Below are 23,062 nucleotides of genomic sequence, written 5' to 3' on the forward strand. Positions count from 1 at the left end.
GTGTGATTTCAGAAAGGCGAGGCCGATCTTGGCGGAGAGACCTCCCTTTCTGATCAGCGCATAGGCTTCACGCTTGCGCAGATTGATCTGTTCAATGCTCATGACTTCACCTCCCTCCCGGCGCGGTAGCACCTACGGGCTTTCCCGATTTCAGTGTTCGTGGGGCAGGTAGATGGTGAGCACACGCCGCGTATCGTCATCGTCAAGCGGATCGTCTGCAGCGGCATCGTAAGTTTTGTTGTAAAGGCTGATTGCCCAGAAAACTTCCATCTCGTTGACGTGCACAACACCAAACGAGTGATCACCGCTCGGATCGTTCAATTCAGTGAAGTCTGTGAACTCAGCAACGGCTCGGGTCGCAAGGACGACAAACAGCATCCCCTTTTCTTCAACGCCACCGCTGAAAATCACCTGTCCCTCATAGGTCTGATGCCCTTGAAAGGGGATTGCTGCGCGGAATGCATCGTTCGCTTCCGCGATTGCAGATGCTTGAATGGACATGTTGACGAGGGCACGGGAACCACAGGCAGAGCAGGATTCCGGCACAACAGAGACCAGCGTTTCTGCTGCGCCGCACCCGTTGCATTGATATAAAGCCATAGTTGGCCTCCTAAGTGGTGATGCGGTGGCCGATGTTCGCCCGACCTATCCGCGTTCGCTTCGGTTTGTTCCAATGGGTCACGGAAACGACCCATTGGCCCTGACGCCTGCCACCCGCACCCATCCGCGTTTTTCCCCGGAAGGGAGGGGGGGCGACAAAAGAGGTGTGGCGAGGCTTCAGCTGGTTTCGATCCAGCGGAAAAACGGAAGGTTCGCCCGCTTGCGGGTGAAAGCCGTTTTTCTGCTTGAAGGCGGGAAAAACATAATGCGATCCGCGCAGGCGCGGATCTCTTCTGCGCCGTTCGGGACCAGCTGAAGCCTCAGAACAACTCGTCGCCCCCCTGACCGCCGGGGAAAAGCAGCGCAGCAGACCGCCCACGGCGGGCTGCGATCACCAAAGGCAAACATGCCGGGGCAGGGAGGAGCGGGCGCAGCCCGTCGATGCCCTGGCACGCCCCCTGGTACATGCAATCCGCGCGCCGCGCGGATTTCTCCTGTCTCTTGCAAAAGGCGCAGCGAACGACCGTCACCCGAAGGGCGGAGACGGCCTGTCCTGGACGACCATGCGGCCGCGGCGGCAAGCTGGCTCGGAGAGACAGATTCCGGCGCACCCGGGCCGCAGGGAGAACAGGGCAGGGGGGCTCCGGTCTGGTGCCGCTTGCCGGCGCCAGACTAGGGCGCGGTCCCGTGCTCAAGCACGGGATTTGCCCCAGCATCCGATTGCCAATCGTTTCACCTCATTGACACATGAATTTCTCTGCTACATGGTGCAGCTCAGAGGCTGGCACGGCCTCCCCGGACCGGATTTTAGGGCAGACTTGACGTCAGTGCATCTTCACTCACAGCAATCATCCACTCTTGGGTGCGTGTTTTCCGGTCAACTCAGCATCCCTTAAGAGGACTGATGATGGCTATCGAGATCTACCGCAACGGCGCTTCAATTGCTCACCTTCGGAAGGAAGCTAAGGCCCGAGCGAAAATTGAAAACATACCGTTGCACCGCGCACTGGAAGTTGTTGCCCAGGAGTTTGCTGAAAGCCAGGGCTGGCACATTCCTGATGGGGAGCCGCCCTTTAGCTGGGAAAATCTTCAAAATGATGCCTGGAAACTTTCGGACAACGGCCTTCTCTTTTGCGAAAACCCAATAATCAGCGCCAAGAAGGCTGGTCGGAATGGATTTGTACCTCGGCCTTGGCGTTTGAGGCTGGAGATTTTTACAGACAGCATCACCGGCCAGGGGATCCACCCTTTGATCGAACACAACGGTCAAGAAATCACCAGTTTGCCGCATTATGGATGGTATAAGCTCGCGTATAGGCTAGAGCGGTTTGTCGATAGTGAAGGTGTCCTAGTTTCACGCGTAAAAGCCGGCCGTCGGTCGGCGTGCCTTGATTCCGGTGCTGAACGCTGTTCTTGCTGTCTCCGCAATGATCACATGCACTGGAAAGAGCGGACTATGGCATCGTACAACCGTGCCATAGTCACAAGATCTGTTTCCAAGATGGCAGAATGGGCTGTCGGATGCTTCGCGCCTTGCGCGGAAGCACTTGGACCTGTGGAAGGCGAAATGGGCGGAGTTTCAACCACTCGGGAAGCCCACTACAGACTGAAGGTCATGCAGGATCTCGACCATGGACAGTTCGAATGGTTGCTTCCAACAGCGGAAGGCTAGGTTTCACTGTCGTGGCCTGTTCGTGGCTTAGTGCCCTGCGAGACTGTTTGGAATCTCGGGCTCTTGGGGCAGTTTTTCCGGCGGTCGGACAGCGTTTTGCGTAAGCCACTCGCGGATCACAACCCATCTGTCCTGATGGGAAGGTGGCCATCGCCAGTTGAGGAGCTCAGCCGCTTTTCGTTCCAGCTCCGGAAACCACTGTAACTTGAGCCGCAGTTTGTGTTTCCTGGACCAGGACCGAAATGGTGTCAGCCAATCATCCTGGGCATGAATTTCCAAAGCCTCTTTGAGGTCTTGCGGGATGGTATTGGGCCATTCTCTCATATCAGAGCAAATACATTGCAGACCGGGTATGGAGCAAGGACGCAAAATTCAGGCGCTCGCTCGGGCCGTAGAAACGGCCCCCCCTGCGCGGGCAGCGCCAGTCCTGCAGTATCGGGGCTATTGCCCCGGTGCTGCAGGGCAACAAGACCCCGGCAAGACATAAAAAACCCCGCCGGAGCGGGGTAATCTTCTCAGCCGATCCAAAGAAAAGGCAACGCCTCAACCAATCCGGAACCGTATTATTTTTGTGTGAACTTTTGCCGTTGAAAAAGTGTCGTTTGGCAGGACTTCCAATTCCTCGGCATCGTCATGGCCGAAGGTTATGGGAACCAAGGCCACCAGCGTTGCAGGTTCATCGTGCCCGCCCTGGCCCAGAAGAGAAAGAGCCGCGGCGATGTGCTTCCGGACGTCTCGAAAAGGCGGGTTCATTATGATGCGAGGAAACGCGGCCCGGCCTTTCACCTCGCCCGCATACTCCAGAAAGCAGCGGTTGATTGTCGGTGCGATGCCGTAAAGCGATGCGGCAAGTTTGGTGTGGCGCTCGATCAGCGTCAGCTCCTGGGAACTATGCCCCGAAGCGATGAGGGCGCGCGCCAGCTGGCCGTTTCCTGCGCTTGGCTCAAGCGTCAGATAGTCACCCACAGGGCCGAGGTATTCCACCATCCGGCGCGCTACGTCGTCGGGGGTAACGTGGCATTCGGTCACTTTGTCCACGGCACTAACTTCGGGGGCCTCGATCGGTTCCAGGGCTTCGGGTTCCCGTCGCGCCCTGACCGGAATGGTCAGGGGCTTTTGCGGGCGGGTGTAAATGCTCGGGCGGTTCACTGTGCCGCCTCCATATCTGCGAAGCTGGCGGGGGCCTCGTGCTGCTTCTGGTCAGTGATCAGGATTGCAGCCCAGCCAGCCGAATAACGCGGCCCCTCGTGTTTCGGGTTTGGAGCAATCCGAACCCGGAAGTTGCCGCAGATCGAAAGGCGGGTTCCACGCTGCTCGCTGTGGATTTTTGCATATTCCGCCTTGGTCAGCTCGACCTGAGGTAAAATCACTTCCTCACGGCGATACGGGTTCACCACAGAAATCTTCCCGCTGGCGGCCTTAAAATTCAGGATCGGCGGCTTTGCCGGTTTCTTGGCCGGGGGAACGTAACCGCAAGACTGCATCAGATCGCGCCATTCATCACCGGAAAGCTCAACGGTGCTGCCAAGGGCGATGTGAGCGGGCAGGGGCGCCGCGCATTCGACTGTGAACAGGTCTTCATCCACCTTTGCCCCCTTCGGCTTGTCGGCGCCATGCTCCCGCACGAACATCTGCAGCAACGTCGGGGTGATTTCACCTTCAAAACGCGGCACCTCGCCCAGCATTTCGCGCTCATAGGCCAAGCGGTTCAGGGTGTGGGAGATCCAGCGCGCCAGGTTGTCGCTTTCGATGATCGAGCGCGCCCCAGCCATTGCCTTTTCCCGGGCCTCTTGCGGGGTCATGTAGCCGCGCTCAACCGCAGAATAGAGGTTGTACGACACCATACAGTCGCGCCCCAGCGCCATGCGGATCAGGTTGTCCGTTGTCAGCTTTTCCCAGTTCTTAAGCGCCTTGTGCGCGGTGTTCAAGCGGCGCTGCAGGTCGCGCAGTTCGGCCAACAGGGTTTTAATCCGGCGCGCGCGCACCTTCGGGTCGTTCTTATAGTTGGCGTGCCGCTCTACGCCCTCGGCGCGATACTGCCAATATCCGATGGCGTCATGGGCTTTTGCGGCCTTGCTCAAGGCGTTATCCATGCGCTCTTTGTCCTTGCGCGCTTTGCGCTCGGAGTGGTGGCCGATCAGGATAGGCTGGCCGAATTCGAAGCGCTGGGAAATGTCCCGGGCGGCACGGGTGAAGGCGCTAGCCTGGGCAGCACGTTTCGCCGCGATCTCGTCCAGCCGGTCGGCCTTCATCTGCGCGCGCTCTGCAAGGGTGGTTCCCTCTGGCTCGATCTCGCCCGCCAGCTCCAAAGCCAAATCTTCACGCTTGCAGGACCACTTTGGGGCTACAAACAGCTCTTGTTTCGGTGCCCATTTGAAGCCGGCGGCCTTCACCCGCTCATATGTTTCCTCGTCCAAACGGTCAGAGGTATACAGCCGGATTTTGTTGTCTTCGGGGGAGTAAGTCGCGGTGATAGTCAAATCGGTCATGGGTCTTTTCTTCCGTGGTGAAGCGGCGGGGCTTGCTGCCTTCTTTCCGCCGATGGTCTGCTACGTTTGTTCTGACTTCCTTTCCGGAAAATCAGGGCTGATTTGCAGGTTCAGTCGGCGAAGCCGCCTGTTCCTGCTGATCTGCCACGTGGCGAACGCGGGAGGGGGCGAGGCAATGCTATTCGACAGGGTTGGTGCGGCCCGCAGGCGCAGCCGAGGACACGGCCCTGTCTAATAGGATTGCCCGAGGGGGAGGGCAGCGCCCTCACCCTGACGGCCAGGGGCGTTTGGCTTGTCCAAATCCCTCTGGCCCAAGAAAAAGGGTAGCCCGCACCTACGCGGATGGCCGACTTACCAACGGGCAAAGTTATCCAGCCGCCCAGATCTTCGAACTTGCGAGAAATCTGAGGTGGCCGAAGCAGCGTCTAAGGCGAAGACGCCAGAATCTGAGATCTGACGCTGTGGGGAATTTTGTCCGTTTCCCGAACGCCGCAGTGACATGCAGATGCAATCAAGGATTGATCACAATTGCCTAAATACTCTATCTGGCCTCTGGCTGCACGCGGCAGCCACTAATTCAATAATACACGCGGGTTTGGATCGCAGATGAAATCGAACCTTTTCAAGACTACAACACTGGCGGCCAGTGCATTCACCATTTCTGCCTCAATGGTATCGGCTGGCGGCATCGAGCGCCGCGCCGATCCATCACAAATCCTGTTTCAAAAAGGCAAAAACTACCTCGAATTCTCGGCTGCAACTGTGCACCCAACAGTTTCAGGCGACCCTTTGCCGGGAGTGCCAGCTGGCCCCACAGGGAACATCACAAATAATTATGAATCCTACGCGTTCGGCTACAAGCGGGATCTGAACGACCGTTTTTCTTTTGCCTTTGTCGTTGACGAACCGATTGGGGCCTCTCTGACTTACACCAGCCCTACCGCCTTCCTGGCTGGATCGAGCGCGGAGGTTTCCTCTATCGCCTATACCGGTCTGGCAAAATACAGGGTCAGCGACCGCTTCAGCGTTTATGGCGGCCTGCGCATCGTTGGCGTTGATGGCGATATTACGGTTATTTCGCCAGTAACTGTGTCCAGCCCTTACAGCCTGAGCGTGAGCAAAGACTACCAGGTCGGTTATCTTGCAGGCATCGCCTATGAGATCCCTGACATCGCAATGCGGATCGCTGCGACCTACGAGTCCAAGACTGAGCACGAGTTCAGCGACAACACCGGGACGCCTTTCCATGTGGAAATTCCCAAATCGTTCACGTTGCACGCCCAATCTGGCATCGCAAAAGACACCTTGCTGTTTGGGTCAGTGAGGTGGCGCGAGTGGACAAAGTTCAGGGTCCAGCCGAGCGACTTTTTGACTCTGGTTCCCGGGGTTGGTGTCGTGAACGTACCCATTGCAGGCGGCACCAGCGACATTTGGACATACGAAGTGGGTGTCGGTCACGCGTTCAACGACAACTGGAGCGGCGCGGCCACCATCGGCTACGAAAAGGATAATGGCGACATTGTAGGCAATTTCTCTGGCACCGATGGCTATGTCAGCTATGGCCTTGCTGTGTCCTATGAGACCGAGGGATGGAAGGTGACTACCGGAATCCGGTACACAGACATCGGCAGTGCGGATTCCGCGATTACTTCGTTCACTGATAACGACGCATTCTCAGCGGGTGTGAAGGTCAGCTATAGCTTCTAAGGCCCCCTGAAAATGTCGCGCTGTAGCCGTTCTGTGAGCCGTTTGTTCAGGCTCAACGAGCGGCTACGGCGGGTTGATTGCTTCCCGTTGTGAACAGCTTTGCGATCTCGACCATCACCCGTTCTCTAACCTGGGGAACTTCAGAAAAGACGTCGTGTTTGGCGTTTTCTATCAGCTCCAACCGTCCACTAGGCCACTTACCCATTCGATCGTGTATCGCTGGAAGGTCAACGACAACATCCTGATCACCGCAGAAGGTGAGACAGGGGATCTTTGGGGATGGAAGCTTTGACACAGCTTTTGTCTCATTGAGCGTTTGAAACAACCATCCCAAACTTGGCCCGCCAATCTGGTGTTCTTTCAGCAAGGTAGCCTGTTTGATGAAGTACCGGTACATTTCAGGGTCGTTTGTAAGCCTGTTGTCTTCAAAGGCTGTGCTAAGCACATAGCTCTTCCCATCGGTGCCGGGCGCGTAAACATGGCCCTTGCCAATTGCTTGAGCTGCCCAGGACAAGGGCCAGGCTGCAGCCCGCTTGACCGCAGGAAGATTGATGTTCCACATCGGGCCGGTAAATGCACAGGCCGACACTGGAAGACCTTCCGCTATCGCTCTGAGGCCAATGCAGGCACCTAAAGAGTGCCCAATCAAAAACCATGGTTTTGGCAAGTCCAGATCTTGCGCTGCCTTGGTCATCGCTGCGACATCTTTGTGGAAATCTGAGAACCGAACCACATGGCCCGCCATCGGATCGTCGGCCGCTCTGTCGGCAAGCCCTTGGCCACGCCAATCAATCACCAGAGCTGTGTATCCGAGTTTCTGCAAATCCGAGACCGTGCGACCGTATTTCTCGATATACTCGGATCGTCCTGGAAACACGAGGATGGTGCCCTTCTGAGCATCCTTTCCCTTCCACAGACCAACCCTAAGGCGCGTACCATCGTTTGCTTGTATCCAATAGGCGACCCCATTTTTAGGGGCTTCGGCGATTTCATGGTGGAGGGGTGCTGCCAGCATTGGTCAACTCTTGCAGGTTGTCATTTCACTTACCTGTGCTCTCCCAAACATGGGGTCATACAGGCTGTAAGTCGTCGCCAAGATGCCAACGATTAGGAGGATCGAAAAGCCGGAAATCTGCCCGATCAGGAAGAAGTTAGCAATGAGTAGCAGTACGACCCCCATCATCATCCAGCGATGGACAGATGGAACTTCGGCAAAACGGCGAGAAGGCCCTGAGGGGAAAGCCCGCTCCACGACACGACAAATTTGAACATAGCCGAAAATGAAAACCGAGCAGGTAGCAAACAGAAGAAGAAAACTTGTGAAATGGGCCAAGGATCGCTGACCGAGCCAACCACTTGCTTCGTTATAGATGCCCAGGAAGAACAGAGCATCTGTGAGCAACCAGTCTAAAATGCTTTCCCCGTCTGACAGGAGATAGGTGGCTTGAAGCTTGATACACGTTGCGACCCAAATTCCCAATAGAGAAGCCCGATATACCCGGCATAGCAGATTAGTGCCTACTGCGCCGATCTTGCTCAGTGTCGCTGGGTTAGAATGAAGCTCTGGCGCGCTGCAAACTTCATAAAAATCTTGCGTCAGAGTGTACATCAAGACGAGGCCCGTAAGGAAAAGAAAGCAGATTGCCGCCGTATACAAGAATGCCAGCATCGAAAGCACCGTTGCCTCTGGCACGGATATGACTTCGGGGCGCACAATTGCCAGGAGGTTCCAGTCCATCATGAGGTTGCCAACGTCGCCGTTGACAAGCGCGCGCATGTGTATCCCTGACCATTGCACAAGGAAAACAATGGCAAAGCAGATGAAAAACACGGCCCAGTGAGAATAGGAAAATGATTCTACTCTGCGCGTCCAATCGCTTGCCTTTCCAGGATCGGAGCCAGTTGACGCAATGATCAGTCGCCTTTCACCCTTCCAAAAGGCCAAGAGCCCTGCAACGGTTACAAGAAACAGTGGCAAGATCACCAATTCGATCAGCGACCAGTTCGGGGCCCAGAAAAATCCTACCTGCTTTTGCAACCCGGCAATGGGGCTATAGGTGACGCTGTGCACCCCCATGATGTAAGTTAAGAAACCGAGGACTACCCAACCCGCCCAAACCAATGCTGGTAGGTTCAGTGTCGATCGGCTGCTGAATAGCGCTTCGGACCATCTAGCCAGGTTGAAGCGCCAGCCAAGTGCTGAGGTGTCGTTTATTGGATAGTTCTCAGCGGTGTATCCATGTTCTGAAACGTTGGCTTCTGGCTGTATCTTTTCAGGCAACGTCGGGGCAGGGTTCTCCACCCGCCGGCGCTTTTCCCTTCGCCTTGCGACCAACCGCGCTTGCGATGCACTGAGTTCCCTTTGCCATTCGCCTGTTGCTTCAGGATCCCCGCACCCGAATACCCTAGCAAGCCAGCGGATGTTCTCGGCGCTAATCCCTTTCTCGTTTTCCTGAAACCAAAGCTGAACGGTTCTCAGATCAACACCTCTGCGATTTGCATCAATCTGAGAGATAGCGTCTGCAAGAAGATCAGGCGTCCATGGGCCTTCTGGAAAGCCGTCTTTGTCCACTGGCCGACCAACACCGGTTGCCGCAATCTGGCTAAACAATTCCTTGAAAGTATCACCGTTTTTGGGGGGTAGCTGGAAGAATTTACCGTTCTTTAACAATGGTTTGAAGGCTTTCGTTTCGTTTCGCGTCGGAAGTCTTCGTATCCTATCGTGCCGCAATCGGAAATCAACGTATTTAGCAGGCAACTACAATTTTATGGTGTGCTAACCAATGAACAAAGGCATCAAGGAAATCATCGAGTCGATGGGTGTGCGCTTCGGGAAACCGCTCTCGGGGTATGAGCCTGCATCGCGTTCTTTGGAAACGTGTGAAAGTTCCATGGGTGCAGCTGGCGTGAAAAAAAAACCCGTTAGGGAACAAGCGGTGCCGGTCGCCCAAGTCGAAGACGCTATGGGTAAGACTGGAGTTGCCTACGTTTGGAATACCGGAGAGCTAGAGCTGAGTTGGATTTGAACAGATGTTTGCGGGCAGAGCAGACCTTCTGGATGGTTGCCTTTCTAAGCAATAACGAAAGTTATCCACAGGCCGAGCTGCTGCTGAGAAAAATTGACCGGTCTTGAGGGTGTTAAATAGGTGTTAAATTCAGTGTTACGGGTCGGCCAACATCGAATTTAATGACCAAAAACAAACAGATACAGACACCACCTGTGTGCAAAGTGGGGGTGTCGCGTGTGTAGGGTGGTGATTCACTGTGTGCAGAGTGGTGATTCCTTCAGTTGCGCCAAAGGTGAAGGAAGATCGCCCCCTGTGTGTGAAGTGTCGTTCATTTTGAGCCATTTGTGTGTGAAGTGTCGTTTGGCACAAGTGTGTGTGAAGTGTCGTTTCGCTTGCAAGTGTGTGTGAAGTGTCGTTTCGCTTGCAAGTGTGTGTGAAATGTCGTTACACGCTTCCCAGGCGTGGGTAATGTGTCGTTATGACTTGGCGTGTGTGAAGTGTCGTTATAGGGTCGGGCGTGGGTGAAGTGTCGTTACCTAGCCAGGAACGTGTGTGAAGTGTCGTTTAGCACATGTGTGGGTGAAGTGTCGAAAGGAAGCAATGAATGAATGATTATCCACTATTGCCGGACCGGCACCCGCAGGGAGATTTCTTCGTCTGTGATATTTTCGACGCGGCGCCTAAAGGTGACATTGGTTCGATGGAGCACCCGATTTTTTCGCTGTCGACAAAGCCTGATCACCGGCCCCGGAAGTATTCTCACAACGGGATCACGGTTGAGGTCAAACCAGGACCAGATGGTTTGGCAACCGTGCATGACAGGGATATTTTGATCTTTTGCATCAGCAACTTGATAAGAGGTATCAATGAGGGGAAGGAGCCTCAGCAGGTAGTGCGGTTCCATGCATCAGATCTCCTCAAGGCTACCAATAGGATGACCACAGGACGGGGGTATGAACTGCTAAAGGGTGCGATTGAGCGGCTGGCAGGAACAAGGATCAACACGAACATCACCACGGGCGGCCAGGAAGTATTTGAGAACTTTGGTCTGATTGAACGCGCCAGGATTGTGCGGGAAACACGCGATGGCCGGATGCAGGAAGTGGAAATCAAGCTCAGCGATTGGGTTTTCAATGCTGTCCGCGCACAGGAAGTGCTTACCCTGCACAAAGGTTATTTCCGGCTGCGCAAACCTCTGGAACGCAGGATCTATGAGTTGGCTAGAAAGCACTGCGGCCGGCAGAGCGAGTGGAGGATCGGACTTGATACATTGCATAAGAAATGCGGTTCCGGATCTTCGTTGCGGGAGTTCCGCAGGCTAGTAGGGGCGATTGCCAAAGAAGACCAAGAATTCGGCCACATGCCGGATTATCAAATCAGGGTGGATGACGAGAAGGATCATCTGCACGTAGTGAGCCGCGGAACGGTGACCGCTGAAACTTCCACCGTGGTTGAGATCCCTCCGCTTGATCCGGATGTCTACGAAATGGCCAGAGAGGCGGCACCGGGTTGGGATGTCCGCATGATCGAGCAGGAGTGGAGAGGCTGGGCCAGTGAACTGCCAAAAAACCCGGAAATGGCATTTCTGGGTTTCTGCAGGAAGTGGTTCAAAAAGCGCGGTCGGCCATAAGCTCGGCCTCTCGACGAAATAATATCAGGCTGTTCTTTGGCAGCAGCAGGGCGGCCTATAGCCCTGCACTTCGTGCAAGCCTTACTTTGCTGCACCGCTCGCTTTTCTGTTCGCGCCTCCTGGCGCGATGCCCTCCGGAAGATCTTCAGTTTTCGGATCGCTGAGGAAGAGCACACTTCAAATTCTACAAATACGGGACCCTTCGCTGCAAAATCTCACGTGATTGCCCACCGCGTTCTCACACTACAGACCAGGCGATCTTAGCAAGACAGTCCGGTAACCAGCCGATCACGGACGGCTGCTCTTAGATTTCCTGCCTCTCGCTGTGCGGTGCATGAGCTGGTAGGATGCGGACTTTCCGGACTTTTGCTGCGGGCGCAGCCAAGACGGTTCTACCCGTTTGCCTTGAACAAAGAGGCGGACATCACAACGAGTGGCCACAGAACTAAGAGCGGCCGTTAAGCGGACTGACCTGAGTGGTGATTTTAGCGAATTTGGCAAGCTGCGATCAAGCCAACTGAGTTGATTGGCTGCGTGCCCTCTGCGATGCTGAAAGTGTTCAACAATTCTTTGGGGCTTTTTGATATGTCACTTGAAATACGCGCGTCTGTATGCGCGTTAACTCTGACTTTGGCGTCTTCGCCCGCCCTGTCGCAGGACGGCGCACCCACCCTTTTCACCAATGTGAACGTCTTTGACGGCGTCAATGAAACGCTGATCGAAAACGCCAATGTGGTGGTGACGGGTAACCTGATTACCGAGATTTCCACTGAACCCCTTGCTGTGGCTGGCGGACATGTCATCGATGGCGGCGGGCGCACCATGATCCCTGGCCTGATCGACGCGCACTGGCATACTTCCTATTGCTGCGCCGCGCAAAGCACGGTGGTCACTGGCGATATTCTGGAAGTGGCCATCCGCGGCGCACTCGGGTCTGAAGCAACCCTGATGCGCGGCTTCACAACCGTGCGCGACGTAGGCGGCAACCCCTTTGCCACGAAAAAGATGATCGACGCGGGCGAAATTCCCGGTCCTCGAATTTTGCCGTCCGGGCCGCCGATTGGCCAAACCGGCGGGCATTTCGACTACCGCCCCTACCAGGCAGTGCCAACGAACCCGGCAGATTCCCAATGGTACTGGTACAGTGTTGGCCTGATGGCGATGGCCGATGGCGTGGATGAGGTCGTCAAGCGCACCAGGGAAGTCATGCGAATGGGCGCCTCGCAGATCAAGATCTCGGGCGGGGGCGGTGTTTCCTCGGTCTATGACCCGCTGGATGTGCGCCAGTACACAATGGAAGAGCTGGAAGCCTTCGTCGAAGTGGCGGACACATACAACACCTATGTCGCTTCGCACATTTTCACTGACGAGGCAGCTCAGCTGGCCATCAAGGCCGGTGTGAAATCCATCGAACACGGCTTCCTGATGAGCGAAGAAACCCTTCAGATGATGAAGGAGCACGAGGTTTGGCTCAGCATTCAGCCGCTGCTGGACGACGAAGATGGATTCTCCTTTGACGATCCGGGCAGCCAGCAGAAATGGATCACCGTGACCGATGGCACGGACACGATTTACACCAAAGCCAAGGAAGTCGGCGTAAAGATCGCTTTCGGCACCGACATTCTATTTGATCCTGCTCTGGCGGAGCGGCAGGGGGCCTTCCTGGCGAAATTGCAACGCTGGTTTACGCCCTATGAAGTGATGAAAATGGCCACCTCGGTCAACGCAGAGCTGCTGGAGCTTTCCGGCCCCCGGCACCCTTATCAGGCCGGCGCGCTTGGGGTGATTGAAAAGGGTGCCTATGCGGACCTAATCCTGGTCGACGGCAACCCGCTGGAAGACATCAACTTAGTTGCAGATCCACACGAAAACTTCGACCTGATCATGAAGGGCGGCAAGATCTTCAAGAACAGCATGGAGTAACAGGCTTTTCGATCTCTCCGCGAACCAATTACCATCTGAAGCCAATGCAGCCCTTCCTTGCTGACTACGTGAAGGGCTGCTTTTACATCAAGAACGAGTAGCGCAGATGTTTGCAGGGAGCTTCCAAGCAGCATGCCGCTCTAGCGAAGAGCTCCGAAATAAGTAATGGCAACTTTGGGCTCTGACGGTGAATTGGCCGTACCGCGCTTGAAGGGCAGCTATCCCGCAAGTGGCCTCTGATCGGCTGGTTGCCGGACTGTCTTGCTAAGATCGCCTGGTCTGTAGTGTGAGAACGCGGCGGGCAATCACGTGAGATTTTGCATTCGCCCAGGGGCATAGCCTGGTGCGAGTTCCGAATGCTGTTCTGTCTGCGGCAATCAACGCGGAAGCTTTCAAAGGCAAAAAACAACGGCGCGTTGAAAACTGATGTTGACACGAATTTGATATTCGTGGCAAACACCGATTACGGGACGCCATGGCTTCTCGTTAAACAATCATCTTGCTAGGAAGTCGTCGCCAACAGGGGACGACACATGCCGATAGAGAGATACCAATCCTTGGTCACGATTGCTGGCGTTATGAGCTGGAAGAAGGCGGGGAAGGACTTTCAAGTTCGGTACGACCTAGTAAAACTAGGGGTGAACAGCGGTGCTCCGGCCTACAACTGCACATACATTGTTGACGGCCAGGAACACGTGCTGGTCCCAACAAATCCCGGACCTAGCGGCTTCATTGAGAAACGCCAGATCAACCTTTGGCCGGGTGTTCTTAAGAAGCACCACCTTCAATACGGTGATGGTTCGCTGGTGGTTTTCAACGCAGAAGACCAAACCATTACAACCTGGGTGGTTGGGCCTGACGGCACAGCTGAAGTTGGTACTGTCGGGAGAGACTGTACCCAGCCGGAAAGCTGAACAGAGTGCTGCGTGTTCGCAAGCATCAGCAAGACTTACTGAAAACACGCGCGAACTGAATGCCGTAACCTCCCCGTCGGCAGAGTTTGCGCGGCGCATGTTTGTGGCCCAGGCATGCGCCGAATTTTCCAATACTCACGAACATTCTGAATTTCGTCCGCAATGGACGAGATCCCGCGGTGTCGGACCCGCGGGTTATTTCTGTGCATCTGAAACAACGAAAGGAACGAGGGATATGCACATTTCGAAGACCCTGAAGACTGCCGCAATGGCTGCGGTAGTGGCTGTGGCTGGAACCAGCGCAATGGCGGCCGGTTCGGACACCGGTGTTGAAGCCGGTTTCTATGCGCTCGGGCAAGACCTGAACACCATTCTCGATGGTGCAGGTGGTTACGTCATCCTGATCCTGTCTGTGATCATCGGTGGCGCAACTCTGGCAGTTACCGGCCGCTGGGGCCATGTTTTCATTGCCATCGGTGTTGCGGTTTTCCTGGGCTACGGCGTCCAAACCGCCACCAGCCTCGGCGGTGTTACTGCAAGCACCGACCTTCTGGAGCTGTCGGCCGTTGAGGCCCCCGTTTCGGAAACCGTCACTCAGTGATCTGGACCTGCTTCCCGCGCCTTCGGGTGCGGGAAGCAATCCCTGAAAGGAAGAGGCATGGACAAGGTCGTTAAAGTGGAACAGAGGCTGCAAGACCCGCCGCAGTTCTTTTTCCTGCCTGCCGATGAGGCGGTGGCCGGAATGTTTCCTATTGTACTGGGCCTCCTTGGCCGCCAGGCGTTTTTTGGCTTCGCAGCCGGGCTTGCGTTTTATTTCATCTGGAAACGTGTGAAAGGCGAGCGTGGATTGCATGGGCTCCTGGCTCTTCTGTATTGGATCACTCCGAAAGAGATCACCATCTATCGGTCCTTCCCGGATAGCGCTGTCAGCGCTTGGAGGGCGTGATGAACTTTCAGAATATGAAAAAGGCCCTGAACCGCTCCCGGAAAGCGGTGCTGACTCTGGGCGTTGTATCGGCTGGACTGGTTGGTGCCGTGGTGATGCTGTCAGCCAAACTCTATTCGCAATCCAATCAGGTCGTTCTTGTGCCAACCACTGTCAGCGACGGGATGGTGGCGCGCGGAACAGTGGATAAAGGCTATGTTGAGGCGCTTGCGCTTGATGCGGTCTATGCGATGTACAATAGCTCGCCCCGGACCCTTCATTACGGGCGCAGTGTCCTGGAACGGCTGAGCGGTCCAGCTGAGCGGGCCAGCATTCTGGATACTTACGACCGGATTGCCAAGGACATCACCGAACGCAAGATCTCAACTGTCTTCTTTCCCCGGAAGATCGAACACAACTTTGCCACCTATGAAGTGGTGGTAGAAGGCGACCTCGCCACATACCTGGAAACAACTCAAGTCACCCGCGAAGACCGCCGGATTTTGATCCGGTTCAAGCCGCAAGCCGGTTCAGTCCGGCTAGCCGCTATCGGGAAAATCTCAGCGGAGGAGTGAAGCTGACCATGATGAAGACTTTGAAACTGGCTGCGGTCTTCGCAGCCGGGCTGGCGGCGGCTTGCCCGGTGAATGCGGCAGATCAGCGTTTTACCGTCTCTGAGGATGGCCTTGTCCGCTTCAAGGCATCTGTCACCGGCATTACCCGCGTCAGTGTCGTGGGTGACCGGATCACTTCGATTGTCAACGACAATGAGGCATCGGTCTATCAGGTCCGCAACGACGAAAAGACCGGGGATCTGTTCCTCAAATATGCAGGCCCGGAAGGAATGCCGGAAAAGGAAGGCGGCTATCTGGTCACGGAAAGGGGCCTGACGGTTGCCTACGAAATCCTGCCGATTAAAGCGAGCACGCAAACCGCGCTGATTACCGTCAGAAGCAAGAACCCGGAACCCGATGAAGTGGCAGATAGTGGCGGCTTCGCCGACACCTCGCTTGGCGGCGGCGACGGCCTTGCAGCTCAGCTGACAGCCGCGACCCGCGACACCATCAGATCGAAGATCCGCAGCCCGCGCCCGGGCAACGCTCGCCATGGCGCGCTGATTACCTCGCACCGCACCGGTGAGCTGGTTGGCGAGGTTCGTGTGGCTGCGGCTGGCAAGTCACCTCGGCAAGTTCGGGAACAGGAGTTTTACCGGTCCGGCGTGCTGTCGGTTTGGGTTCAGAAAAAGAGCCTCGCTGCCGGTGAGCGGTCCTGGGTTGTTGTTGTGAGGGCGAAGTGATGGCGCAGAAAGACCGCAAAAAGAACCAGATCATTGCCATTTGCGTTGTTGGCGCCGTCGTAGCTGGTGGCTTTATTGTTCTTGGTTCGATGATGAACGGCGGAGCAGGAGGCGCAGGGCTGCCAAAGCGCTCCAATCCTACAGTTGACGAAACGATTATTTCGGACCGCACGGCTGCAGCCTCACCGGAAATGTCCTGGATCACCTCCGGGCGGATTCAAATGGAGCAGTTGCAAAAGGAACTGGAAGAGCAGCGCAAGCTGGTCGAGCAGTCCCGTCGGGAAGCTGAACAACAGGCTGAAGCAATCCGTCAGGAATATGACGAACCGATCCTGCAGCTGATCGAGAAAATCTCGACGCTGGAAACACAACTGGCTGAAGCCAAGAACCGCCCTGCCGCCAGCGGGCCGGAACAGACGTTCAATGCAGCGGCGCAATTGCCCGGCAAAGAGCAGTTGACTCAGGCCCCTGCGGAACTTGGGCCGGGAAGCGACTTCATTGAGCGCCGCACGCCTACGCGCACCACACCTAGCCGGACGGGGCAAACCGCCGGTGATGGGGAAGGGGCCTCGGTACGCAGCAACTTCGGGCAGAGTTTCACACTCGCCGCCATCGAGCAGCCGGAAACAGAAGAACGCGAGATCCGCCGCTTGGGAAGCTATCTCCCGGCAGGCAGCTACGCGCCTGCAGTTGTCCTCTCGGGCGCAGATGCATCCACGAATGTTTCCAACCGGGACAATCCGATTCCGGTTCTTTTCCGGATTACCGGCTCCGCGGTGACCGCAGCGCTTGGAAACCGACAGCCCGCGCGGGTGAACCTGAAGGGCTGCACGGTGCAAGGATCTGCAACCGGTGATCTGTCGTCGGAAAGGGTCAAGGTGCGCCTGATTTCCATGACCTGCGTAAACCGTCAGGGGGAAGTCCTGGAAACCAAAGTTGCGGGCTACATGGCCGGATCCGGCAAGGAGGGCGTGCGCGGGCACGTCGTGAGCCGAGAAGGTGCCAACGTCAGGAATGCTGCCATCGCGGGTGCTTTGGGTGGTCTGGGCAAAGGGCTGAGTGCCGGAGCTACCGCGTCTCTCAGCCAGGAAGACGCTTCGGTCAGTCAGATCCTGCAGAGCGCAGGCGCAGGCACACTGGCTGGCGGAGCGGAAGAAGCGGCCAGCACGCTGGCAGATTACTACATCAAACGGGCCGAACAGTATCAGCCGGTGGTCTCCCTCTATGGCGGAACCAAGGTCGAGCTCGTGTTTCTCGAAGGGGTGGAGCTGGGCCAATGAAGAAACTCGCAAGCCTGATTTTGATTGCGCTGGCCGCTGGTTGTGCCAACCCGAACACGGAAAAGGACTTCCTGTGTGAAGCACAGCAAGGGTCTCCCTGTACCACTATCGGTGCTGTGGATGGCACTGGAACCGCTGCCGTGACCTCTGTTCAAGAGCGCCCGGAAGACACTGCTGTGAAGAGCCTCGCGCAGAACCCACTGTTCTCCGGAAAAGGGGCTTTTACCGGCCTGCCGGACGGCGGTTTCCCGTACAACGCCGCGGCCTATCGCTCTCCAGAAGTCGTCGGAACGCTCTGGATTGCGCCAATCCTTGATGAAGGCGGGATTATGCATGAAGCGCGCTTTGTGCATTTCGTGATCCAGGAAGGGCAGTGGCGCCAGTGATGAGCAAAGCCAACACAAGAATCCTGAGCGACAAAGCAGCCCGCATGGTTTCGATCAGGCAAGAGCGGCGCAAAGCTGGTTTCGTCGAAGTGACGGTGTGGCTCCCTGTAGAGCAAGTTCGCCACTTCCGTGACAAGGCTTGGCAAGCAGTTGAAGCCGTCGGCCGCTCTTTTCCACGCAACACTCTATTGGGCCAAAAACGCCGTCAGAGGGGCAGGAAATGAAAATTGTTCGTGACATAATGGACGGTCTGTTCGGTGATGTTCCGTGGACAGAGGAAGAGCCGGACCTGATGGAGGGTGATGTGCTCTCCGACATTCTGCCGTGGCGGGTCTATGATCCGGAACACAAGCTCTACCACTTTACCCACGGCAGCGGCTTCCTAATGGAAGTGGGGGCGTCGATAGGTCAAAATGATTTGGCTGAGAACATCGGCGGTGTCATTGCCGCCAACCTGCCGTCCGGCGCTACTTTCCAGGTGCTGAACTGGACCTCTCCGGCCATCGAACCGGTTGCCGGGCGGTGGAAATCGGCGCGGCTTGGCCGTTCGGCTCTGATTGACGAAATGGTCCGTCAGCGGGTGTCCCACCTTCAGGAAATGCGTTTCGGCATTGATGAGGATGGTGCCCGTGCCATCCCCTTCGACAGGCACATCTTCGTCGCGGTCTGGCAGGAAGGGGAAGAGCTTGGGATCGAGGACGAGAAGCGCCTCAAGTCCATGCGCTCGGCCCTCAGGAACGTGTTCGCCACGGCCAGCTGGTCGATGGATGTAGAGCCGCCGCGCTTTCTCGCCCTTTTGAGGGAGCTGTTCCACGCTGCCCGCCCGGAAGGGAGCGGTGAAGACTGGGACCAGGAAGCCTATGACGACAACATGCCGCTCAACTATCAACTGCCCGGCGCGTCCCTGCGGGTTGGAAGCCAAGCCCTGCAATTCTCCGGAACCCCAGAGCTGTCGGCTACTGTCTCTTCGGTGAATGCCTACCCGGGGGAATGGGTCTTTGGCCTCGGCATGGCCCTCAACGGCGATCCGGCACGGCTGATGGACCGGCCGCTCGGTCCGGTTCTGACATCCTTCACGCTTAAGGCGATGCCAGGGCAGAAAGCCGGCGCGTTCATTCTGAAGAAGCGGGGTATGGCGGAACACGCTGCCAACAGTTCCTTTGGCAAGTTTGTCCCGAATTTCGCGGAGAAAAAGGCAGAGCTGGACGGACTGGCGGCTGAAATCCAAGCGGGCGAACGCCTCTTTGAAACACTCTATACTATCGTTTCCTACGCCAGGGGGGGGGCAACAGAGGCGCAGATGGCGGCAGGCGAGGTGGAATCCATCTACCGGCGCCAGCGGATCAAACTCTCCAAAGACACTTTCCTGCAGCTTCCCTTGTTCCTTGCCAGCCTGCCGTTTGGTTGCTCCGGCCGGATGATGTCCGACTTCGGGCGGCAGATGCGTATGCGGCTTATGAAATCGACGGCGGCAATGGCTTTCCTGCCGGTGCATGGGGAGTGGATGGGCAATGCCCGCGGATCCGGAATGCTGCTGGCCGGTCGCCAGGGGCAGGTGTTCCAGTGGGACAATTTCCGTTCGTCGGGCAATTACAACACCGCTGTAGTAGGCAAGTCCGGGGCCGGTAAATCAGTGTTCATGCAGGAACTGGCGGTGGGGATCTACACCTCCGGCGGCAACGTCCTAGTGATTGACGACGGCTATTCGTTCAAAACCACGGCGGAAATCCTGGGCGGCAAGCATATTGCTTTTGACGGCCAGACCCGCAACCGCCTCAACCCGTTTTCTCTGCTCGATGCGGGTGCCATGGGGCAGGACGAATACAAGACCGATGCCATCGAGCTGGTTACCCGCGTTGTCGCCTCGATGGCTGACCTCGGCGGTCACACTGGCGGCCGGGTTGAAGGGGTTGAAGAGGACTATATCCGCGCGGCCATTGCCCAGGTCTGGGACGAAAAAGGCCGGGACGGTGAAATCTCCGATGTGCGTGACCGCCTGCAGGAGGCTGCGGCTGGTGAGCCGCGGCTGCCGGACGTGGTGCGCAAACTCAACCGGTATTCCCGCGGCGGGGCCTACGGCCACTACTTCGAAGGCGAGGCCAATATTGCACTGGATGCCCCGTTCACCGTGGTGGAGCTGAGCGACATCAAGGGGCAGGCCGGTCTTGAGGCGACCATTCTGCAGATCGTCATGTTCCTTGGCACCGAACTGATGTTTAAAACCTCCCGTTCTACGCCTACCGCCATCGTGATTGATGAGGCTTGGGATCTGCTGAAAGGAACCGGCACCGCAGCCTTTATTGAGGGTGTCGTGCGCCGGGCGCGGAAATACACCGGAGCGCTGATCACCGGCACGCAGTCGATGCAGGACTATAAGGCCAACCCCGCCGCCGGCGTCTGCCTGGAAAACTCGGACTTCCGGATCTTCCTGGCCCAGAAACCGGAGAGCATCGACGCGCTGCAGAGCATCGACCCGCCGGTGAAAATGCTCCTGAAGTCGCTGACTTCGGTTCCGGGCCGGTTCTCCGAACTCGCAATCCAAATGCCTGAGGGCTTTGCCTACGGGCGTCTGCTGCTCGATCCGTTTTCGCTGGCAGTGTTCTCATCGAAAGGCTCAACGGTCGAACGGATGAACCACTACAAGGCCCAGGGCATGAGCACAGTGGAGGCCATCAAGACCCTTGTTGAGCGGGGGGAAGTGGCATGAGCTTGCAGAAGAAAATCCTCATCGGGCTTGGATTTGTGGCGCTGGCACAGGCCGTGGCGTTTGCTTTCCTGCTGCTTCCGGAAGTCTTTCGTGATGAGCCTCCTGCGGTTGCGGTTTTCGACCCGGAAAAGAGCCTGACCATGTTTGTGGTCTGGTCGAGTGGCCGGGTGCCTGATGAAGAATTCGGGGACACTCTCCCAGCGTTTCAGCAGGCTGTTCAGCTGGAAATTGACCGGCTGTCCGGCCAGACCGGCCAAATTGTTGTCCGTAAAGGCGCCGTCCTATCGGCTGAGGGCCTTCAGGCCGCAGATGTCACCGGCATCATAATGGAAAAGGTGCTGAGTGATGCGGCGTTCTAAGCTGGTTTTAATCCTGCCTGTCCTGGCAATGACCGCTGCCGGTTACTACGGGCTTGCCTTCGGGCGGCTGGTCGTGAATGCGACCGGTAGCCTGAAAGGCAATGCCTACGCGATGGTGACCTGGCCGTTGGTCCTGCGGCCGGGTACCATCGTCGCGGTTGAAATGCCGGCGGTCCTTGAGGGGAAATTCGGCGGGCATGAGCTTTACCTGACCAAGCGCATTGCCGGAGTAGCCGGCGATCTTGTCAGCCGCTCGGGCAATAACCTTTGCATCAATGGCATCTGCGTCAAGGGACAGCTGAAGAACGGCGCGCTTGTCGCACCGCTCTGGCAGGGCGATGTGGTGCCGGACGGCATGATTGCCGTGTTTGGAGACAGCCCGGATAGCCTGGACAGCCGGTATGCTGTGATCGGCCCGCGGCCGGTGGCGGAAGTCGTCGCCGCAGGATTTGAAATCCCTTTCCCCCATTGGACAGACCTTGCGGAGCGCTGGAAATGACTCATCACCGCCGCCGTCTTCAAGCTGCTGTTCTGGTTCTCGCTGCTGCCGCAGGGCAGGGGGCGGCCAAGGATCTCGGCACCCACGGCCCTTTGTTCGAGGTGGCTGAACCCTCGCTGCTGGACACGATCAAGGACCGGCTCCTGGAAATGGAAGCGGCTGGCGAGCTGGATCAGATGCAGCAGGAAATGCAAGACACCACGCGGGCCTATGTGAACCGGCCGCGTCCGGTTCAGGGTATCGGCAAAGCGGAGGAATATGCGGTTTGGGAGGTCGATATGTCGATCACCCTGAAAGAGGATCTGGCGGACCATCAGGGCCGGGTCTTCGCCCGCGCTGGCACGGTTGTGAACCCGTTGGCCTATTCCCGCTTCGAAAAGCGCATCGTCCTGCTTGATGGCGACGATCCCGACCAGGTGGCCTTTGCGCTGGCAGATGGCGGTGAGTTGGACACACTTCTGGTTCTGGTGAACGGTGATCCGCTGGGCCTGATGCGCGAGCATGGCCGCCGGTTTTATTTCGACCAGGATGCTGTGCTGGTGAAGCGTTTCGGCATTCGCAATGTGCCTGCCGTGGTGCAGCGCGCGGATCCCGTCATGCAGGTGGAAGAAATCGCGCTCGGAAAGGGCGGGGAGGTGCTGCAATGAACCTTCGCGCTTTGATCCTCGCCTTTGTCTTCGGCCTTGCAGCAACCCAAGCGGCAGCAATTTGCAACAAGAGGTTTCTGAATCCCATCACGGAAATTTGCTGGGACTGCATTTTTCCTATCTCCATCGGGGGCCTGAGCCTGAGCTTTGGCGCCAGCCGCCCGGATACGGATAACCAGACCTTCCCGCTCTGCGTCTGCCCGGGTGTTCCGCCCCGGCTTGGCCTTTCCATTGGTCTTTGGGAACCGGCCCGGCTGGTCGATGTAGCAAATGAGCCCGGCTGCTTCGTGAACATGGGCTTTGAAATGGATTTCGGGCTGCTGTCGCTCGGTAAATCATCAGCCACCCAGCAAAGCGGCGGCAGCACCGGGTCGCGCTGGCAGGCACATTATTACTTCTATCCGCTGATTTCCTGGCTTGGTGTGGTGGTCGATGGTCTCTGCCAGCAAAGCGCGCAATTCGATGTCGCCTATATCTCGGAAATTGACCCGCTCTGGCAAAGTGCGGAGCTGAACAATCTGATCAACCCAGAGGCAATCCTGTTTGCCAATCCGATTGCTCAAGCGGCCTGTGCTGCCGATTGCACCAAGGCGTCATCCGGCAACTTGCCCATGGATGCGCTGTTCTGGTGCACAGGCTGCGGCGGCTCGATCTACCCGATTCAGGGCGACGTCGCGGCTCATGTTGGGGGGGTGATGGCAAGCCAGGTGGTTGCAACCAAAATGGTGGCCCGGATGCACCGGCTGCTGATCGCCCGCAAAACAGCGTCAGAAAGACCACTTTGCCAGACCCAAGTGCAGCCGGTGATCAAGAAAAGCCAGTACCGGATGCAGGTCACGCGCCCGCGCCCCAAAACCTCGGGGCGGTATGCCTGCGGCCCCATCGGCTTTTCAGCTCAATACGTGGACCGGCTGAGAGAGTTTCCCTTCATGGGGGAATCTTTCGGCTGGCTGTTCTGGAGGAAGAGAAATTGCTGCGCACTCTGACTTTTGCCCTGTCGGTTGGACTGGCGGCTGGAT

The 23,062-nt window shown here is 56.9% G+C and carries 23 protein-coding genes; 18 read left to right on the forward strand and 5 right to left on the reverse strand.

Features of this window, described 5'->3' with window-relative positions; all coding sequences use genetic code 11:
* Positions 1 to 150: 150 nt before the first annotated feature.
* Positions 151 to 600 carry a DUF3768 domain-containing protein gene (locus N6L27_RS21600; protein WP_271909498.1) on the reverse strand — a complete coding sequence of 150 codons (450 nt, stop codon included), beginning with the start codon at positions 598 to 600 and terminating at the stop codon, positions 151 to 153.
* A 907-nt stretch (positions 601 to 1,507) separates the two neighbouring features.
* Between N6L27_RS21600 and N6L27_RS21605 the strand changes: the two genes are divergently transcribed.
* Positions 1,508 to 2,272, forward strand: a complete 765-nt coding sequence (locus N6L27_RS21605; protein ID WP_271909499.1) for a hypothetical protein — start codon at positions 1,508 to 1,510, stop codon at positions 2,270 to 2,272.
* Between the two features lie 543 nt (positions 2,273 to 2,815).
* Here the strand turns inward: N6L27_RS21605 and N6L27_RS21610 are convergent.
* The gene (locus N6L27_RS21610; protein ID WP_271909500.1) at positions 2,816 to 3,421 is read right to left on the reverse strand and encodes a hypothetical protein; all 606 of its coding nucleotides are present in this window, start codon (positions 3,419 to 3,421) and stop codon (positions 2,816 to 2,818) included.
* Positions 3,418 to 4,761 carry a DUF3560 domain-containing protein gene (locus N6L27_RS21615; protein ID WP_271909501.1) on the reverse strand — a complete coding sequence of 448 codons (1,344 nt, stop codon included), beginning with the start codon at positions 4,759 to 4,761 and terminating at the stop codon, positions 3,418 to 3,420. Before N6L27_RS21615 ends, N6L27_RS21610 begins: the two co-directional genes overlap by 4 nt.
* A gap of 606 nt (positions 4,762 to 5,367) precedes the next feature.
* Here N6L27_RS21615 and N6L27_RS21620 point away from each other — a divergent pair.
* Positions 5,368 to 6,468: an outer membrane protein transport protein gene (locus tag N6L27_RS21620; protein ID WP_271909502.1), complete on the forward strand. Its 1,101-nt coding sequence runs from the start codon at positions 5,368 to 5,370 to the stop codon at positions 6,466 to 6,468.
* A 52-nt stretch (positions 6,469 to 6,520) separates the two neighbouring features.
* On the opposite strand, the gene N6L27_RS21625 is transcribed toward N6L27_RS21620, so the two are convergent.
* Both N6L27_RS21625 and N6L27_RS21630 read right to left on the reverse strand, forming a co-directional pair.
* On the reverse strand, positions 6,521 to 7,483 hold the full coding sequence (locus N6L27_RS21625; protein WP_271909503.1) for an alpha/beta hydrolase: 963 nt from the start codon (positions 7,481 to 7,483) through the stop codon (positions 6,521 to 6,523).
* 3 nt (positions 7,484 to 7,486) lie between these two features.
* Positions 7,487 to 9,139, reverse strand: a complete 1,653-nt coding sequence (locus N6L27_RS21630) for an RcgA family putative transporter (protein ID WP_271909504.1) — start codon at positions 9,137 to 9,139, stop codon at positions 7,487 to 7,489.
* A 112-nt stretch (positions 9,140 to 9,251) separates the two neighbouring features.
* Here N6L27_RS21630 and N6L27_RS21635 point away from each other — a divergent pair, with 112 nt between their 5' ends.
* The 16 genes from N6L27_RS21635 (at position 9,252) to traU (ending at position 23,029) form a co-directional block, all read left to right on the forward strand.
* Positions 9,252 to 9,494 (forward strand): hypothetical protein, encoded by a 243-nt coding sequence (locus N6L27_RS21635; protein WP_271909505.1) that lies wholly within the window; start codon positions 9,252 to 9,254, stop codon positions 9,492 to 9,494.
* A 586-nt stretch (positions 9,495 to 10,080) separates the two neighbouring features.
* Positions 10,081 to 11,106, forward strand: coding sequence for a replication initiator protein A (locus tag N6L27_RS21640; RefSeq protein ID WP_271909506.1), 1,026 nt, complete (start codon positions 10,081 to 10,083; stop codon positions 11,104 to 11,106).
* Positions 11,107 to 11,736: 630 nt separating this feature from the next.
* Entirely contained in the window at positions 11,737 to 13,029 is a 1,293-nt protein-coding gene (locus N6L27_RS21645; RefSeq protein WP_271909507.1) for a metal-dependent hydrolase family protein, read from the forward strand.
* A 578-nt stretch (positions 13,030 to 13,607) separates the two neighbouring features.
* Positions 13,608 to 13,943, forward strand: a complete 336-nt coding sequence (locus N6L27_RS21650; protein WP_271909508.1) for a hypothetical protein — start codon at positions 13,608 to 13,610, stop codon at positions 13,941 to 13,943.
* Between the two features lie 235 nt (positions 13,944 to 14,178).
* Positions 14,179 to 14,544: a hypothetical protein gene (locus tag N6L27_RS21655; protein WP_174148915.1), complete on the forward strand. Its 366-nt coding sequence runs from the start codon at positions 14,179 to 14,181 to the stop codon at positions 14,542 to 14,544.
* Between the two features lie 57 nt (positions 14,545 to 14,601).
* Positions 14,602 to 14,889, forward strand: a complete 288-nt coding sequence (gene traL / locus N6L27_RS21660; protein WP_035919424.1) for a type IV conjugative transfer system protein TraL — start codon at positions 14,602 to 14,604, stop codon at positions 14,887 to 14,889.
* Positions 14,889 to 15,443, forward strand: a complete 555-nt coding sequence (locus tag N6L27_RS21665) for a TraE/TraK family type IV conjugative transfer system protein (RefSeq protein ID WP_271909509.1) — start codon at positions 14,889 to 14,891, stop codon at positions 15,441 to 15,443. Before traL ends, N6L27_RS21665 begins: the two co-directional genes overlap by 1 nt.
* 8 nt (positions 15,444 to 15,451) lie before the next feature.
* Positions 15,452 to 16,165 (forward strand): TraK domain-containing protein, encoded by a 714-nt coding sequence (locus tag N6L27_RS21670; RefSeq protein WP_271909510.1) that lies wholly within the window; start codon positions 15,452 to 15,454, stop codon positions 16,163 to 16,165.
* Entirely contained in the window at positions 16,165 to 17,445 is a 1,281-nt protein-coding gene (locus N6L27_RS21675; RefSeq protein ID WP_271909511.1) for a TrbI/VirB10 family protein, read from the forward strand. The genes N6L27_RS21670 and N6L27_RS21675 overlap by 1 nt, the downstream gene beginning before the upstream one ends.
* Positions 17,442 to 17,831, forward strand: coding sequence for a TraV family lipoprotein (locus N6L27_RS21680; protein WP_174148918.1), 390 nt, complete (start codon positions 17,442 to 17,444; stop codon positions 17,829 to 17,831). Before N6L27_RS21675 ends, N6L27_RS21680 begins: the two co-directional genes overlap by 4 nt.
* Positions 17,831 to 18,055, forward strand: coding sequence for a hypothetical protein (locus N6L27_RS21685; RefSeq protein WP_271909512.1), 225 nt, complete (start codon positions 17,831 to 17,833; stop codon positions 18,053 to 18,055). The genes N6L27_RS21680 and N6L27_RS21685 overlap by 1 nt, the downstream gene beginning before the upstream one ends.
* Positions 18,052 to 20,538 carry a TraC family protein gene (locus N6L27_RS21690; protein ID WP_271909513.1) on the forward strand — a complete coding sequence of 829 codons (2,487 nt, stop codon included), beginning with the start codon at positions 18,052 to 18,054 and terminating at the stop codon, positions 20,536 to 20,538. The genes N6L27_RS21685 and N6L27_RS21690 overlap by 4 nt, the downstream gene beginning before the upstream one ends.
* Positions 20,535 to 20,897, forward strand: coding sequence for a hypothetical protein (locus N6L27_RS21695; RefSeq protein WP_271909514.1), 363 nt, complete (start codon positions 20,535 to 20,537; stop codon positions 20,895 to 20,897). The genes N6L27_RS21690 and N6L27_RS21695 overlap by 4 nt, the downstream gene beginning before the upstream one ends.
* Entirely contained in the window at positions 20,884 to 21,396 is a 513-nt protein-coding gene (locus N6L27_RS21700; protein ID WP_271909515.1) for a S26 family signal peptidase, read from the forward strand. The genes N6L27_RS21695 and N6L27_RS21700 overlap by 14 nt, the downstream gene beginning before the upstream one ends.
* Positions 21,393 to 22,043, forward strand: coding sequence for a type-F conjugative transfer system protein TraW (traW, locus tag N6L27_RS21705; protein ID WP_271909516.1), 651 nt, complete (start codon positions 21,393 to 21,395; stop codon positions 22,041 to 22,043). Before N6L27_RS21700 ends, traW begins: the two co-directional genes overlap by 4 nt.
* Positions 22,040 to 23,029 carry a conjugal transfer pilus assembly protein TraU gene (gene traU, locus N6L27_RS21710; protein WP_271909517.1) on the forward strand — a complete coding sequence of 330 codons (990 nt, stop codon included), beginning with the start codon at positions 22,040 to 22,042 and terminating at the stop codon, positions 23,027 to 23,029. Before traW ends, traU begins: the two co-directional genes overlap by 4 nt.
* Positions 23,030 to 23,062 lie beyond the last annotated feature (33 nt).

Source organism: Leisingera sp. SS27, assembly GCF_028368855.1.
In the GTDB taxonomy this organism is placed as follows: Bacteria; Pseudomonadota; Alphaproteobacteria; order Rhodobacterales; family Rhodobacteraceae; genus Leisingera.